The following is a 15,013-nucleotide window of genomic DNA, read 5'->3' as shown; positions in this document are numbered from 1 at the left end:
CCGACATCGCCGACATGCTCGGCGGAATGTCGCGCACCCGGGCTACCGAGATCACGAACCGGGCGACCTTCCCGGCACCGCTCGACACGGTGGCCAGCGGCAAGGTACGCCAGGATCCGGTGCCGCGGTCGTGCGGGCGCGGTGGCTCTCTTGACCGTCAAGTTACTGCTTTACTATGGTCCTAGTAAAGCAGTAAGGGGCTGCCGTGTTCGTCTTTCGGCTCGATACCCACTCCGGCGTGCCGCCGTACCTGCAACTCGTCCAGCAGGTCCGCCAGGCAGTGCTGCTGGGCTTTCTCCAACCCGGCGACCGCCTCCCGCTCATCCGCGAGGTGGTTGAGCACCTGGCGATCAATCCGAACACCGTCGCCAAGGCGTACCGGCAGATGGAGCAGGAGAACCTGGTCACCGGCCGGCCCGGCCAGGGCACGTTCGTCAACGAACAGCAGTCGGCCGCGATGTCGGCATCGACGTACACGTCGCTGCGCCGCGGCCTGGCGACCTGGTTGCGCCGCGCCTACGCCGCCGGCCTCGACGAGCAGGCGGTCAACGCGCTTTTTACTTCCGTCCACCAGCAGACCAGGAATGAGGACGTGGCGTGACAGAGACCGAGTTCGCGCTGCGCACCGACGGTGTGGGCAAGCGATACCGGAAGGGCTGGGCGCTGCGCGACTGCACCCTGACCCTGCCGGCCGGCGGCGTGATCGCCCTGGTCGGGCCGAACGGCGCGGGCAAGACCACCCTGCTGCGCCTGGTCGTCGGGTTGCTGGCACCGAGCACCGGCTCGGTGGAGGTCCTCGGCCACGACGTCACCGCCAGCACCCCGCAAACTCTGTCCCGGGTCGGTTTCCTGGCCCAGGACCACCCGCTGTACAAGCGCTTCACCGTCGCCGAGATGCTCCGCTTCGGCCGGGCCTGCAACCTGCGGTTCGACCAGGGGCTGGCCGAACGCCGGCTGGCGAAGCTGGGCATCCCGCTCGACCACAGGGCCGGTACGCTCTCCGGCGGGCAGCAGGCCCAGGTCGCGTTGGCGCTGGCCCTGGCGAAGCGGCCGGACCTGCTCGTCCTCGACGAGCCGGTGGCCAGCCTCGACCCGCTGGCCCGGCACGAGTTCTTGCAGGTTCTCATGGGCGCGGTGGCCGAAGGCGGGGTGACCGTCCTGTTCTCCTCCCACGTCCTGCACGAGCTGGAGCGCGTCTGCGACCACCTGGTCGTGCTCAACCACGGCCGGGTCACGCTCACCGGTGACATCGACACCCTCCTCGCCGAGCACCGGCTGCTCATCGGCCCGCGCACGGCCACCGACCTCGACCGGGCCGGCGCCGTCGTGGAGGCCGTCCACAGCGACCGGCACACGACCCTGCTGGTACGCGACGGCGCAATCCCGGCCGCGCCCGGCTGGCAGGCCCGGCCGGTCGCGCTGGAGGACCTGGTGCTGGCGTACCTGCGCCGGCCGTCCGAGCCGAGCGCCGCGGTCACGTCGGAAGTGGCGGCATGACGTGGTTGATCTGGCGCCAGCACCGGACCGAGGTCTGCGTCCTGGGTCTGCTTGTCGGCATTTTCGGCATTGCCCTGCTCGTGCTCGGGACGCAGGCCCACGACCTCTTCCCCGGCGGTCCCGCCCGGTGTGCGGGAGAGGCCGGTGTCAACGAGGGCTGCGCGGCCTCCTTCCGCCGGCTCGACGAGGGGTACGGGTACGTCGAGAACCTCCTGGCGGGCTTCTATCTGGTCCCCGTCGTCATCGGTGCGTTCCTCGGTGCGCCGCTGCTCGCGCGCGAACTGGAGGACGGCACCTGGCAGCTCGCCTGGACGCAGGCCGTGCCGCGGATGCGCTGGCTGGCCGCCAAGCTCGCGGCACTGGCCGGCGTCACCGTCACGCTCACCGCGCTGTTCACCGTGGTGCTCACCTGGTTCCGTCAGCCATTCGACGCGTGGGAAGGGCGGTTCCAGTACGACGCCTTCGACCTGGAGGGACTTGTTCCGGTGGCGTACGCGCTGTTCGCGTTCGGCGTCGCCACCGCCGCCGGGGCGATCCTGCGGCGCAGCCTGCCCGCGTTCGGCGTCGCGTTCGGGGCGTTCCTCGCCGCCCGGATGTCGGTGGCGCTGTTGGCCCGTCCCGCGTACGCCACCCCGCTCACCACCATGGAGCCGGTCCCCGTCGGCGGCTCGAAGGACCAGGCGGGGCACCGGCCCGTGCCCAGCTTCGCCGACTGGATGATCGAACACGGCTACGCAGACGCCACCGGGCGCAGGCTGGGCTGGACCGAGTACTACGAGCTGGAGGGCGACGCCAACCGGGCCGGCAGCAACCTCAACCAGTTCCTGCACGCGCGGGGCATCCAGCAGTTCGGGGTCTACCACCCGGCCGACCGGTTCTGGACGTTCCAGCTCATCGAGGCAGCCCTGTTCGTCGCCGTCGCGGCGGTCCTGATCGGTGTGGTGGTGTGGCGGGTACGGCGCCGTGTGATCTAGTGCACTGACCACAACCGTTCACGGTGTTGGTTGACACGCTGTTCGGCTTGTCGGCCGGGCGGCGTGTCGACGTTCAGGCTGTGTGGATGGCAGAACCTAGTCCGGGCATCCCCGCCCGGGTGTCGCCGCGGCGGCACCCGGGCGGTCCGGTTCAGTCCCGGTGGTGCCGGCCGCTGGAGCGCAGCGACCGTCGCCCGCTCTCCTGCTCGGGTTCGTTGTCCGCCACCGGCTTGCTCAGCCCGGCGACCCAGTCGACGAACTCCTCGTCCTGCTCCGGTAGCGGTTCCGACTCGGTGGCGATTTCGGCGTCGGTGCGGGAGCGGCCGCGCCGGAACAGCCCGAGCCGGCCCCGGCCCCGGCCGGCGGCCTGGTCCGCCGCGGTCGGCTCGGTGGTCGTGCCCTCGGCCGGCTCACCCGCCAGCTCGGCCTCGGCCGTTTCGGGGCCGGTCGACGGCCCGCTCGGCGCGGTGTCCGAAGCGCCGCCCGACCGCGAGCCGGTCGACTGCGGGCCGGTCGACTGCGGGCCGGCGCGGCGCGCGGTGGCGAGGGCCTCCCAGTCCGCGGCCCGGTTGAGGTCCGGCAGCGGGGCCCGGTGCCGGGCTCGGGCGGCCGGCGCGGCGGGCTCCTCCCGAGCCGGCGGTGCCGCGGGGTCGGCGCTCGGCGGAGCGGATCGCGGCGGGACCGGCCAGGCCGGTGCGACCTGCCACGCCGGCGGGAGCGGGCTCGGCCGCTCGCTCTCGGACGTGCCGGCCGGGTCGCCGCTCGCCCGCGGGCCGGCCGGTGCGCTCGACGCCGGCTCCACCGGGGACGCCGGAGCGCCAGTGGGCTCCGCGCGGAACGTCGGAGCGGGGCTCGGCTCGTCGTGGCGGGCGGGGCCGCCGTTCACCTCGTCACGCTGGCCCGCCGTGGCGGTCGGCTGGGGCGGGACCGCCGGGGCGCCGGTCGGCTCGTCCACGGCAGGCGTCCCGGCGGTGTCCGGCGCGTCGGCCGGTGGGACGGCGGCGTCCGGCGGGGTGCTCCCGCTGACCGGCTTCGCCACCGCGCCGGACTTACCGGTCGAGGTGGAGCGGGGCTTGCGGGTCCGTCGGGGCTTCGGCGCCGGTGCCGCCGTCGTGCCGGCAGCGGCGGCTGCCGGGTCCACGGTGGCTGCCGGGTCGCCGGTGGCCGGTCGGCCGGCTCCGGTCGGGTCGCCGACCGTCCGGTCCGGCGCGGCCGGGGCGTCGCCGGTGCCCTGGTCCGCCCCGGTGGCGGTCGTCGATGACGTGGTGACCGGGTCACCGGTGGGACGTGCGGTGCCGCGCCGCGCCTTCGGCGGTTTCGGTGCGTCGGCCGAGGTGGCCGGGCCGGGTACCGAAGCCGCGCTCGTCCCGTGCCCCGACGCGACGCCGCCCTCGACCGGTTGGCCGGCCGCCGCGGCGCGGTGGGGTTCGCCGGCGATGGATCCGGCGGCGTCGACGGCCTCCTCACCGGTCCGGTCGGTGTCGGCCACGGTCGTCCGGGTGGCGCCGTCGGGCCGGACCTGTCCGATGGGACCGGCGGTCGGGGTGGCCTCGGCCACGGTGGGCTCGGCGGTCGGGGCGGCCTCGGCCACGGTGGGCTCGGTGGTCCGGCCGGTCTCGGCCACGGTGGGCTCGGCGGTCGGGCCGGTCTCGGCCCTGGTGGGCTCGGCGGTCCGCCCGGCCTCGGCCACGGTGGGCCCGGCGGCGGGCTCCGTCGTCGGCGTGACGGGTCGACCCAGCGTCGACTCGACCGTCAGCCGTGACGTGGGCAGGTCGGCGCCGGGCCGAGCGTCCTCGGGGTCCGCCCCCGACCAGGTCGGCGCGGGCCGATCGGCCGCCGGCCAGTCCCAGTGTGCGGGGGTGCTCCGCGGCGAGGCGTCCCCGCCGCTCGGGGTGCCGCCGGTGGCGGGGACCGTACCGCCGGACCGGCCGGCCAGGTCCGCGCCGGCCGGCTCCGCCTGCTCGCCGGCCGGATGGTCGGCGACGGTCGACTCGGCGGTCGGCAGCGCCGGCCCGGCGGGCAGCGGGCGGAGGATGTCGCTCGGCTCGATGGCGTGCGCACCGGTTGCCCGGGCGCGTGCCGGCCAGCGCAGCAGGGCGGCCGCGGTCGCGCCGAGCGCCCCGGCGGCCACCGCGATCAGCGCGCCGTAGTAGGGCGTGGTCTGGTACCGGTTCACCGGATCTCCGGGACCGGCGGTCAGGTAGGCGAACGCCACCAGCACCGGACCGGCCACCCCGGTCGCGGCGCTGATCAGCGGTACCTGGCCCCGCCAGCGGGCCAGCCCGGCGGTCGCCGCGCCGGCGAGCAGCGCCACGAGGGGCAGCAGGATCAGCGACAGGCGCTGGGCCGAGTCCGTGGCCAGCCAGGTCGGCTCGAGCACGCCGAGCCGGACGGCGCGCAGCGGGCCGTCGACGCCGAGCGACGGCAGGGCGGAGACCAGCGCGAACAGCCAGATCGCGCCGGCGACCGCCGCCGCGTTCCAGCCCAGCGGCGGATTGAGCAGGACCGCGATCGCCGCGCCGGCGCCGACGACCGCGCCGAGGACGGCGCAGATGCCGACCGCGAAGACCGGGTCGACGGAGACCAGCTCCGCGGCCCGCGCGGGTTGCATGCAGAGTGGGGCGATGGCGGTGGCGCCGAGCGCGGCAGCCGCGCCGACGGCCAATTGCCGGCCGGTGCTGACGGGTAGCGCGTCCCGGCGGGCGAGGCGCTCGGTGAGCACCGCGCCGGCCACGGCGGCGTTAGCCGCGAACCAGCCCACCCAGACGAGCTGGGCCGGCCACTGGTTGACGGTCGCGCCGGTGAACCCGCCGGTGAGCCGCACGATGCCGAAGCCGTACGCGATGCCCAGCTGGCCGGCCCCGGCCAGCACGCTCACTCCGAGCGCGGTGAGCAGCAGTCTGCCCCAGGTCCGATAGGCCATATCGGGCACGTTACGCACCCGGTACACCGGACCGCCACCGGCGCGCCGCGCGCGACCGCCCGCCTGACCGGTCGGTCTACTTGAGTTCGACCAGCCGGGCCAGGTACGTCGTATCCCCGACATTGGTCAGCATGTGCACCGCGCCCGGGTCGCGGTAGACCACTCCGCCGGTCGGCTCGTCCGCGTCGATCCGGGTGCCGTCGACCGTCTGCACCACGTTCTTGGCGCCCTCGATCGCCACCACCAGGTAGGGGTGATCGTGCCGGTGCAGGGGCTGGCGCTCGCCCGGCTCCAGCCGGATGTGCCAGACCCGGACCCGGTCGTTCTCGTACACGATCTCCTGGCCCACCGGCCCGAGCTCGAGTCCGTCGGTCACGTTCGTCACGTCGGTCATTGGTCTCCGTCCAACTGCGGAAGCACCTCGCTGCCGATGAGTTCCAGGTGGTCCAGGTCGGCGAGGTCGATCAGGCGCAGGTGCACCCGGGTGGCGCCGATCGCGGCGAACTCGCCGATCCGCTCGACCAGTTCGGCGGGCGAGCCGATCACCGGGGACTCCGGCGGGAGCGCGCTGGCGACGTGCAGCGGTGCGGCTCGTCGCTCGGCCTCGGCGTCGGTCCGGCCGATCGCGACCACGATCCCGGCGGAGAGCACCAGCGGGGCCCGCCCGGATTCGGCCCGGCCGACCCGATCGCTGGCATCCCGCACCCGCTCGTACGCCTCGGCGGTCTCGTCCACGGACTTGAACGGCATGTTGAACTCGTCGGCGTAGCGGGCCGCCAGGTCCGGGGTCCGCTTCGGGCCGCGGCCACCCACGATGATCGGTGGGCCGGGCACCTGCATCGGCTTGGGTAGCGCCGGGGCGTCCACCAGGCGGTAGTGGTCGCCGATGAAGGTGTAGGAGCCGCCGACCGGGGTCCGCCACAGCCCGCTGATGACTTCGAGCTGTTCGGCCAGCCGGTCGAAGCGCTCGCCGACCGGGGGGAACGGGATGCCGTAGGAGCGGTGTTCACGCTCGAACCAGCCGGCGCCGATGCCAAGCTCTATCCGGCCACCGCTCATCTGGTCGACCTGGGCGACCATCACCGCGAGTGGGCCGGGCAGCCGGAAGGTGGCCGAGGTGACCAGCGTGCCGAGCCGGATCCGGGTGGTCTCCCGGGCCAGCGCGGCCAGGGTCAGCCAGGCGTCGGTCGGCCCGGGCAGCCCCGGGTCGGCGCCCATCGACTGGTAGTGGTCGGCGCGGAGGAAGCCTTCGAAACCGGCCGCCTCGACCAGCCGGGCGAAGCGGAGCTGGTCGTCGTAGCTGGCGCCCCGGTGCGGCTCGGTGAAGACCGACACCCGCATGGTCATCGTCCCTCCGCGCCGGTGCTCGCCGGCTGGTCGCGTTCCATCAGCAGCTCGTGCAGGTCGGCGCTGACCCGGGCGACATCGGCGAGGTGCGCGTTGCGGCCGAGGGTGCGCGGCCGGGGGATGTCCACCTCGACGACCTTGCGGATCCGGCCGGGTCGGGGACTGAGCACGACGACGCGGTCGGCGAGCAGCACCGCCTCGTCGATCGAGTGGGTGACGAAGACGACGGTAGCGCCGTTCTCCATGTGCACCCGCTGGAGTTCACCGGCGAGCTCCTCGCGGGTGAGCGCGTCCAGCGCGGAGAACGGCTCGTCCATCAGCATCACGCGCGGCTCGCCGATCAGCGACCGGCACAGCGCGACCCGCTGCTGCATGCCGCCGGAGAGCTCGTGCGGCAGGCGCTTCTCGAAGCCGGCCAGCCCGGCCAGGTCGAGCAGTTGCCGGGCGCGCTCTTTGTGCTTCGCCCGGCTCCAGCCGAAGATCTCGACCGGCAACAGCACGTTGTCGAGAACGCTGCGCCACGGCAGCAGGGCCGGCCGCTGGAACAGCATCGCGATGTCCCGGCGGGGCTTGGCGACCGGGGTGCCGGCGACGGTGATCTCGCCGGCAGTCACCGGTAGCAGTCCCGCGACGAGCCGGAGCAGGGTGGACTTGCCGCAGCCGGAGCGGCCGAGAACGGCCACGAACTCGCTCTCGGCGACGTCGAGGTCGATGCCCCGCAGCGCCTCGACCCGGCCGGACCGGCCTTCGAAGGTACGGGACACACCGGACAGTCGGATCATCTCCGGCGGCCTCCCCTGATTGGTCGGTCAGGAATCCGGAGAAGGTTATCCGGCTCGTGTCTCTATCGCACCGTCCGGGGTGGACGTCAGTTTGTTTCCGTTCCGCAACCCGGCATGCCTGGCGTCGCAAAGGTGGGGTTCTCGTACGCTGTGCCCGCGAAGAGTCCCCTCACGACGGTCGTGCCGGCCTGCCCCCCTTCCGCCGGCGCCCCGCGACAACCCCTCCGGCGGCCTGTCGGCCCCGGTCGGAAAGGACATGGTGCACTGATGAGAAGGCTGACCCGTACGGTCGCCGCCGCCGCGCTGGCCACCGCCCTCGCGTTCGCCGCCGGCTGCAGCGGCGACTCGGACTCGTCCGACGACGCTGCCGGTGGGAACGGTGGAGCGCTGGAGAAGGTGACCTACCTCACCTCCTTCGGCCAGTTCGGCCGTGACTCCTACGCCTGGGTGGCGAAGGACAAGGGCTTCTTCAAGGACGCGGGCTTCGACGTCGAGATCAAGGCCGGTCAGGGCACCGGCGGCGTGATCCAGACCGTCGTCGGTGGCCAGGCCGACTTCGGCCCGATCGACCTGACCGGTGGGCTGCTCCAGCTCGGTAACGGCCAGGCCAAGGACTTCATCGCGGTGGCCGCGATCCAGCAGCGCACCATGGCCGGCATCGCCACCCTCGACGGCAAGGGCATCGCCTCCCCGAAGGACCTGGAGGGCAAGAAGCTCGCCGACACCCCCGGCTCGGTGGTCCGCAACCTCTTCCCGACGTACGCCCGGATGGCCGGCGTGGACGCGAGCAAGGTGACCTGGGTCAACGGTGAGGCGCAGACGCTGATCGGCACGCTCGCCACCGGCCAGGTGGACGGCATCGGGCAGTTCGTCGTCGGCCAGCCGACCATCGAGTCGGTGGCCAAGGGCAAGAAGGCCGTCATGCTGCCGTACAGCAACGTGATGCAGGACCTCTACGGCAACGTGCTGATCACCTCGGCGAAGAACGCCAAGGAGAAGCCGGAGATGGTCAAGAAGTTCACCGCCGCGCTGATGAAGGGCCTGGAGTACAGCCTGGCCAACCCGCAGGAGGCGGCGGAGATCCTGAAGAAGCACGTGGACGCCACCAACACCACCGCGGCCGCCGCCGAGCTGCAGCTGATGGCCGGCTACGTCCGGTCGAGCAACTCCGGCACCGTCCTGGGCACCCTGGACAGTGGCCGGGTGGCCAAGAGCATTGCCATCCTCCAGGGCGCCGGCGCCCTGAAGCAGAACATCACCCCCGACCAGATCATCGACTTCAGCCTCGCGCCGAAGGCCTGATCGTCGCGGTCATCCGGGGCGCGTCCCGCCGGGCGTCGGCGGGGCGTGCCCCGGCTCCGTGCCGGCCCGTGGGCCGGCGGAACCGAAGGAGGACACCATGACCGAGGTCCGGTCGGCGGAGCCGGTGGCCGAAGCCGCCCCGGCAACCGCCGGGCCCGCGGCGGGCGCGCGCCGGGGTGCCGGGGTACGCGCCGGCGCGGGCGTCGCCCTGCCCACGGTCGGTCTGCTGGTCGCCCTCGCGGTGTGGTGGCTGGTCGCCCGGTTGGAGCTGGTGCACCCGGCGGCGCTGCCGCCGCCGGCGGACGTGCTGACCGCGTTCGTCGACAAGCCGGCCCGGATGCTGGAGCACACCGGCGACACCACGCTGGAGATCCTGATCGGCTTCGCGCTCTCCGCGGCGGCCGGCGTCCTGATCGGGCTGACACTGGCCTCGTCCCGGACGGTGGAGCGGATGTTCACCCCGCTGCTCGTCGCGGTGAACGCGGTACCGAAGATCACGCTGGGCCCGCTGCTCGTGGTGGCGCTCGGCTGGGGTCAGCGGCCGATCCTCACCATGGTCTTCCTGCTCTGCTTCTTCCCGATCGTGCTCTCCACCGCGACCGGGCTGACCACCACCCCGGCCGACCTCGCCGAGCTGGTCCGATCCTGGAACGCGTCGCGCTGGCAGGCGTTCCGCAAGGTGCGCTTCCCGGCCGCGCTGCCGCAGATCTTCGTCGGGCTCAAGGTGGCCATGCCACTGGCCGCGATCGGCGCGGTGATCGGCGAGTTCCAGGCCGGTGAGGGCGGTCTCGGCTACGTCATCCAGCAGTACGCGGGAATCGGCGACACCGCCACCGCCTGGGCGGCGATCATGCTGGTCGCGCTGGTCAGCATCCTGCTCTACACCGCCCTCGTGGTGGTCGAGCGCCTCGCGCTGCCGTGGGTCCGCGAGACCACCAGCAGCCGGTAGCCCAGTCGCCGCGACGCGCGGGCCGGCCCCCTGATCCGGGAGGCCGGCCCTTCGCGTTCAGCCCGCCAGTCGCCAGCGCCCGTTGCGCGCCACCAGGGTGGTGAGCGCCTGCGGCATCAGGCCGGAGTGGTTGTCCGGGGTCATCCGGATCGGCCCGGAGAGGCCGTCCAGCTGCGAGGTTTCGAGCACGTCGCGGATGCCGTCCCGGTCGACCCGGTCGGCCGGGCTGCCGGTGCGCAGCTCGGCGTCGGCGATCAGCTGCACCGCGTCGGCGGCGAACGACGAGGCGCCGTTGTAGCCGCCGAAGCGAGCCGTGTAGTCCTGGAACCACTGCCGGCGGGCCGCCTTGGCCGGCGTGGTGGCGATGACGTCGTCGATCACCATGGTCTGGGTGAAGACCAGCGTCGCGCGCTCGGTGGCCCGGGCCGCCGAGCCGAGGAAGAGGTCGCCGGCGGCGCCCGCGTCGAAGTAGAGCGAGCCGCTGAAGCCGGCCTGCTGCGCGCCGGTGGCGGCCAGGGCGGCCTGCTCCGGCGGGGTCCAGACGACCAGGGCGTCGGGCTTGCGGGCGGTGAGCGTCCGGATCGGCTGGCTGATCTCGGTGTCGGTGATCCGTACGGCCGCCTGGCGCAGCTTGATGCCGACCTTGCCCAGCTCCCGGTCGAGCGCGGTCAGCCCCTCGCGGCCGTAGTCGTCGTCGCTGTGCAGCAGCCCGACGTTCCGGACACCCTTGCGGCGCAGTTCGGTGGTGAGGGCGGCGGCGCTGTCGGCCGCGTTCGGGCCGAGCTTGAACACGTACCGCCGATCCGCCACCGGGTTGGCTATCGCGCCGGACCCGGCGAGCGCGATGGTCGGGATCTTCTTCTCGTTGATGGTCCGCACCGCGCCGATCGCGCATTCGTTGCAGCCACCCATGATGATGGCGCTGACCCGGGAATCGTTGCTGAAGTCACCGATGTTGCGTAGTGATTCGCTGGCGTCGGAACGGTTGTCCTTCACCTTCAGTTCGATCCGCCGGCCGTTCAACGCGCCGGAGGAGTTCAGTTGTTCGACCTTCAGTTCCAGGGCGCGCTGGTAAGCCTTCCCGACCGGGGCGGCGGCGCCGGAGAGTTCGAGGTCCGCGGCGATCACGATCGGACTCGCCGCCTCGTCCTCCGCGCCGAACTGGCAGCCGGTGAGGGTGCCGGCCAGCACGACGGATGCGAGCGCCGCGATGGTCGCGGAGCGGATGGGGGTCAAGTCGTCCTCCAGGTGCGGGCGCGGGCGCTGCCCGGTCACCGCCGCTAATCCGTCCTCCGTGGAGGGACGGGAAGAGTCTGCCGTACGGTGTGCGCGAAGCCTGCAAAACCTTGCCAACGGCGGGCGCTGCGGTCAAGCGCGGGCTCGGTGGGCCGTTTCGGGACGGGCATCCCACATGGTGGGGTCACACAATGTTTGCAAACGGTCACTTTCGATACACGAGTGACCACTCTGGAGTCACATGCCCTGTTCACGGGCTTGCGGAAATGAAGGTATCAGTTGACCGGAACACGGGATGCGTGCCGTCCGACCGTTTCCTGCCCCGCTGCGGCTTCCCAAACAGATCCTTCTCTGATGAAATCGCGGCCGTGCCGCGTGTGCCGCCGCCCACCGGGCCCGGCACTTTTCGACGGGTCAGGCGTGGAAGAAACGACGGAGGCGATGTCGTGAGCACCGGACCGACGACCCTGCCCGCGAAACGTGCGGACAATCGGCCGACCCGTCGTCGAATGCCACGCCTGCGGGACGCCCGGATCCGCTCGAAGCTCGCGCTGATCCTGGTGGTGCCGGTCGCCGCGGTGATCGCGCTGGCCACCGTCCGCCTCATCTCGGTCGGCGAGGGCGCCTACGAGGCGAGCCAGGCCCGGTCGCTGACCGCGCTCTCCATCGACGTCTCCGCGCTCACCCAGGACCTGCACGCCGAGCGGATGGCCGCCGCGGCCTACCTGGCCGTGCCGCAGCAGCCCGCGGACGCGTACAACCTGCGGGTGCGCCAGAGCGACCAGCGGATCGCCGCGTACCGCGAGGAGCGGGACCGCATCAGCGACGTGCCGGCCGCGGTCGGGGAGCGGTTGGCCGCCATCGACGACCACCTGGAGACGCTGACCGGCACCCGGCAGGAGGTGCTCGACCGCCGGCAGATGGCCGTGGCCGAGGCGGTGCTGCGTTACGGCGTCATCCTCGCCGACCTGGTCTCCTACGGCGACGGCCTCGCCCAGCTGCCCGGCGGCGAGAGCCTGGCGGACAGCCGGCGGGCGGTCGCCGCGTTCGCCCGGGCGAAGTCCGCGGTGGCCGAGGAGGAGGCGGTCGCCTTCACCGCGCTCAGCGCCGGTCAGCTCGACGAGGAGCAGTTCTCCTCGTTCGTCGCCACCCAGACCAGCCAGCAGGAGGCGCTGCTCGCCTTCTCGCTGGCCGCCGGCCCGGCGCAGCGCGCCCTGGTCAACAGCACCGTCTCCGGCGACGCGGTCGGTCTCGCCGACCGGGTGGCGTCGGACATCACCCGCTCGGTCGGGCAGCGTCCGCTGGTCACCGCGCGAGACGCCACCGCCGCCATCGGCGCGGTCAACGACCTGATGCGCTGGGCCGAGATCCAGCTGCAGGACCAGCTCTTCGCCCAGACCGACCAGACCCGGTCGGACGTCATCCGGCAGGCCGTCGTCGAGTCGGTGCTGGTGTTGCTGACCCTGCTCATCGCGGTGTCGCTCGCGGTGGTGCTGGCGCGGTCGCTCAACCACTCGCTGCGCCGGCTCCGCGAGGGCGCCCTATCGGTGGCCAACCACGACCTGCCCGACGCGGTGCAGCGGCTGCAGAACATGGGCAGCGTCGGCGAGGGCGGGGTGGACGAGATCGTCCGGCAGGTCCGCGACCCGATCAACCTGCAGAGCCGGGACGAGGTCGGCCAGGTCGCGCTGGCCTTCAACGTCGTGCACCGGGAGGCCGTCCGGGTCGCCGCCGAGCAGGCCGCCCTGCGGACCAGCGTCTCGGCGATGTTCCTCAACCTGGCCCGGCGTAGTCAGACCCTGGTCGACCGAATGATCGGCGAGCTGGACGCGATCGAGCGCAGCGAGGAGGACCCGAAGCGGCTGGCCCAGCTCTTCGAGCTCGACCACCTGGCCACCCGGATGCGTCGCAACGACGAGAACCTGCTGGTCCTGGCCGGCGCCGACTCGGCCGTGCCGCGCCGTGACGACGCGCTGCTGGTCGACGTGCTGCGGGCCGCGCAGTCCGAGGTGGAGCTCTACAACCGCATCGAGTTCGGCACCGTGGACACCGACATCTCCGTCGCCGCGAACGCGGTCAACGACGTGGTCCGGCTCGTCGCGGAGCTGCTCGACAACGCCACCCGCTTCTCGCCGCCGAACACCACGGTGGTGGCCGACGGCCGCCGGATCCGCGACTACGTGCTGATCCAGATCGAGGACCGTGGGCTCGGCCTCAGCGACGAGCAGATGGACTCGCTGAACCGCCGGTTGGCCGCCCCGCCGAGCGTGGACGTCGCGGCGTTCCGGCTGATGGGTCTCGCGGTGGTCAGCCGGCTCGCGTCCCGCTACGGCATCCGGGTCGAGCTGCGCCGCAACGTCGAGGGTGGCACCGTCGCCCAGGTGACGCTGCCCGCCGCGACCGTGGTGCTGCCGTCGCACCGGGGTCGCGAACAGGTGCTCACCCGGCCGCGCCAGCCGATGGCGGTCGAGCAGGCGCCGCACGCCCCGGTCGCCGTCGCCGAACCGCGTACCGGCCTGACGTCGGCCGCGACGCTGACCGACCAGTGGCGCACCAGCGCGCCGGCGCCGGCGCCGTGGCAGGCCCCGGTCGACGCCCGGGAGAGCGCCTCGCCGGTGTCGGCCGGCGGCCTCACCGACGCCTACCCGACCGTGCCGGCGCCCTCGGTCCCGCCGGCCGTGCCGTCGGCCCGCCCGGGATTCGGGACGGGCAACGGCTTCAACGATCCTCCGACCCCCTCCCGGCCGCCGCTGCCGCGGCGCGGGTCGGCAGCCGAGCCGCCCGCGCCGCCGCTCGCGCCCGCCGCCACGTCGTCCATGCCGCCGGCTCCACCCGCTCCGCCCGCGATGCCACCGGCCCCGCCGGTGATGCCGCCGGCCCCGCCCGCGATGCCGCCGGCGCCGCCGGCCGTGGCGGCGCCGATCAAGGCCCGCCCCGAACCGGTGGGCGAGGCCCCGATCTTCCGGGAGATGGAGGCGGTCTGGTTCCGGTCGCACGGCGACGACGCCACCGCCATCTTCGCCCGGCCCCGCTTCGACGAGCCCGGTGGCGGCGCGTCGGGCAGTGAGTCACCGGCTGCGCCCGCACCGGCTGCCCCCGCGTCGGCCTCTCCGGCATCTGCCGCCACCTCGCCGGCCGCTCCGAGCGCCGGCCGGGCCGCGGCCAAGGCCAGCACTCCGCTGCCCACCCGGACGCCGGCCGGCAGCGGCACCGCACCGGCGAACGAGCCGCCACCGTCGTACACTCCGCCGGCGAGCACGCCCACCGCGGCGCCGGCGTCCGCGTCCGGCACCGATCCGGACGCTTGGCGGACCGCGGCCGACGAGGGCTGGTCACGCGCCAGCCGGGCGGCCGAGCCCGCCGCCGCCGGCACCACCCGCTCCGGGCTGCCGAAGCGGGTTCCGCAGGCGCAGCTCGTGCCGGGCGGCATCGAGCCGCGCGGCGGCCGGGAGCGCAGCCGGCGCACCCCGGATGAAGTACGTGGTCTGTTGTCGGCCTACCACCGCGGCGTTCAGCGCGGCCGGACGGCCGGAACGGACCAGACCCGCACCTCGACCAAGGAGAACCGATGAACAGGCCAGCGGCCATGCAGGACATGGGTTGGCTGCTCACCAACTTCGCCGACAGCGTGGCGGGCATCGCCCACGTGGTGGCGGTGTCCGCGGACGGGCTGCTGCTCGCCTCCTCCCGGGATCTGCCGGGGGACCGGGCGGACCAGCTCGCCGCGATCACCTCGGGCGTGGTGAGCCTGACCGAGGGTGCCGCCCGGATGTTCAGCGCCGGTGGTGTGCTGCAGACCGTCATCGAGATGGACAGCGGTTACCTCTTCCTGATGTCGATCAGCGACGGCTCGTCGATGGCGGTGCTCGCCGCGCGCAGCTGCGACGTGGGGCAGGTGGGTTACGAGATGGCGCTGCTGGTCGAACGGGTCGGCGCCGCGCTGGTGCCGCTGCCCCGGGACGCGGTGCGCTCGTAGCGCCGCGGAGCGCGTCGGCCGCGCATC

General features: G+C 73.4%; 12 protein-coding genes. 7 read left to right on the top strand and 5 right to left on the bottom strand.

All coding sequences use genetic code 11. From position 1 onward, the window contains the following. Window positions 1-205 precede the first annotated feature (205 nt). The 3 genes from ACIP9D_RS16315 to ACIP9D_RS16305 are packed head-to-tail and all read left to right on the top strand — an operon-like array spanning window position 206 to window position 2,471. Window positions 206-601: a GntR family transcriptional regulator gene (locus ACIP9D_RS16315; protein ID WP_350871254.1), complete on the top strand. Its 396-nt coding sequence runs from the start codon at window positions 206-208 to the stop codon at window positions 599-601. Then, the gene (locus ACIP9D_RS16310) at window positions 598-1,497 is read left to right on the top strand and encodes an ABC transporter ATP-binding protein (protein WP_350871256.1); all 900 of its coding nucleotides are present in this window, start codon (window positions 598-600) and stop codon (window positions 1,495-1,497) included. Before ACIP9D_RS16315 ends, ACIP9D_RS16310 begins: the two co-directional genes overlap by 4 nt. Then, complete coding sequence (locus ACIP9D_RS16305; protein ID WP_350871257.1) at window positions 1,494-2,471, top strand: ABC transporter permease subunit; 978 nt, start codon at window positions 1,494-1,496, stop codon at window positions 2,469-2,471. The genes ACIP9D_RS16310 and ACIP9D_RS16305 overlap by 4 nt, the downstream gene beginning before the upstream one ends. A gap of 151 nt (window positions 2,472-2,622) precedes the next feature. On the opposite strand, the gene ACIP9D_RS16300 is transcribed toward ACIP9D_RS16305, so the two are convergent. The 4 genes from ACIP9D_RS16300 to ACIP9D_RS16285 form a co-directional block, all read right to left on the bottom strand. Next, complete coding sequence (locus ACIP9D_RS16300) at window positions 2,623-5,394, bottom strand: hypothetical protein (RefSeq protein WP_350871260.1); 2,772 nt, start codon at window positions 5,392-5,394, stop codon at window positions 2,623-2,625. Window positions 5,395-5,470: 76 nt separating this feature from the next. Continuing rightward, window positions 5,471-5,788 (bottom strand): cupin, encoded by a 318-nt coding sequence (locus ACIP9D_RS16295; RefSeq protein WP_350871262.1) that lies wholly within the window; start codon window positions 5,786-5,788, stop codon window positions 5,471-5,473. Beyond that, window positions 5,785-6,735 (bottom strand): LLM class F420-dependent oxidoreductase, encoded by a 951-nt coding sequence (locus tag ACIP9D_RS16290; protein WP_350872114.1) that lies wholly within the window; start codon window positions 6,733-6,735, stop codon window positions 5,785-5,787. Before ACIP9D_RS16290 ends, ACIP9D_RS16295 begins: the two co-directional genes overlap by 4 nt. 2 nt (window positions 6,736-6,737) lie before the next feature. Next, the gene (locus ACIP9D_RS16285; RefSeq protein ID WP_350871264.1) at window positions 6,738-7,523 is read right to left on the bottom strand and encodes an ABC transporter ATP-binding protein; all 786 of its coding nucleotides are present in this window, start codon (window positions 7,521-7,523) and stop codon (window positions 6,738-6,740) included. Between the two features lie 267 nt (window positions 7,524-7,790). Between ACIP9D_RS16285 and ACIP9D_RS16280 the strand changes: the two genes are divergently transcribed. Then, a complete protein-coding gene (locus ACIP9D_RS16280; protein ID WP_350871267.1) occupies window positions 7,791-8,825 on the top strand; it encodes an ABC transporter substrate-binding protein in 1,035 nt (344 codons plus the stop codon). A gap of 97 nt (window positions 8,826-8,922) precedes the next feature. Further along, on the top strand, window positions 8,923-9,774 hold the full coding sequence (locus ACIP9D_RS16275; RefSeq protein ID WP_350871268.1) for an ABC transporter permease: 852 nt from the start codon (window positions 8,923-8,925) through the stop codon (window positions 9,772-9,774). A 57-nt stretch (window positions 9,775-9,831) separates the two neighbouring features. On the opposite strand, the gene ACIP9D_RS16270 is transcribed toward ACIP9D_RS16275, so the two are convergent. Beyond that, window positions 9,832-11,010, bottom strand: coding sequence for an ABC transporter substrate-binding protein (locus ACIP9D_RS16270; protein ID WP_350872115.1), 1,179 nt, complete (start codon window positions 11,008-11,010; stop codon window positions 9,832-9,834). Window positions 11,011-11,456: 446 nt separating this feature from the next. On the opposite strand from ACIP9D_RS16270, the gene ACIP9D_RS16265 reads away from it, so the two are divergent. Together ACIP9D_RS16265 and ACIP9D_RS16260 are read left to right on the top strand one after the other, a co-directional pair. Continuing rightward, the gene (locus ACIP9D_RS16265; protein WP_350871271.1) at window positions 11,457-14,582 is read left to right on the top strand and encodes a sensor histidine kinase; all 3,126 of its coding nucleotides are present in this window, start codon (window positions 11,457-11,459) and stop codon (window positions 14,580-14,582) included. Then, window positions 14,579-14,986, top strand: coding sequence for a roadblock/LC7 domain-containing protein (locus ACIP9D_RS16260; protein ID WP_007465177.1), 408 nt, complete (start codon window positions 14,579-14,581; stop codon window positions 14,984-14,986). Before ACIP9D_RS16265 ends, ACIP9D_RS16260 begins: the two co-directional genes overlap by 4 nt. Window positions 14,987-15,013: the final 27 nt, after the last annotated feature.

The organism is Micromonospora sp. NPDC093243 (assembly GCF_044753725.1).
Taxonomy (GTDB): domain Bacteria; phylum Actinomycetota; class Actinomycetes; order Mycobacteriales; family Micromonosporaceae; genus Micromonospora.
The sequence above is the reverse complement of the archived record's forward strand: the minus strand, read 5'-3'. Positions and strand labels throughout refer to the sequence as shown.

What these genes read in the sequence shown, in the direction of transcription:
- ACIP9D_RS16300 (WP_350871260.1), bottom strand. Translation starts at nt 5,394, where the DNA reads ATGGCCTATCGGACCTGGGGCAGACTGCTGCTCACCGCGCTCGGAGTG.
- ACIP9D_RS16280 (WP_350871267.1), top strand. Translation starts at nt 7,791, where the DNA reads ATGAGAAGGCTGACCCGTACGGTCGCCGCCGCCGCGCTGGCCACCGCC.
- ACIP9D_RS16285 (WP_350871264.1), bottom strand. Translation starts at nt 7,523, where the DNA reads ATGATCCGACTGTCCGGTGTGTCCCGTACCTTCGAAGGCCGGTCCGGC.
- ACIP9D_RS16305 (WP_350871257.1), top strand. Translation starts at nt 1,494, where the DNA reads ATGACGTGGTTGATCTGGCGCCAGCACCGGACCGAGGTCTGCGTCCTG.
- ACIP9D_RS16260 (WP_007465177.1), top strand. Translation starts at nt 14,579, where the DNA reads ATGAACAGGCCAGCGGCCATGCAGGACATGGGTTGGCTGCTCACCAAC.
- ACIP9D_RS16295 (WP_350871262.1), bottom strand. Translation starts at nt 5,788, where the DNA reads ATGACCGACGTGACGAACGTGACCGACGGACTCGAGCTCGGGCCGGTG.
- ACIP9D_RS16290 (WP_350872114.1), bottom strand. Translation starts at nt 6,735, where the DNA reads ATGCGGGTGTCGGTCTTCACCGAGCCGCACCGGGGCGCCAGCTACGAC.
- ACIP9D_RS16275 (WP_350871268.1), top strand. Translation starts at nt 8,923, where the DNA reads ATGACCGAGGTCCGGTCGGCGGAGCCGGTGGCCGAAGCCGCCCCGGCA.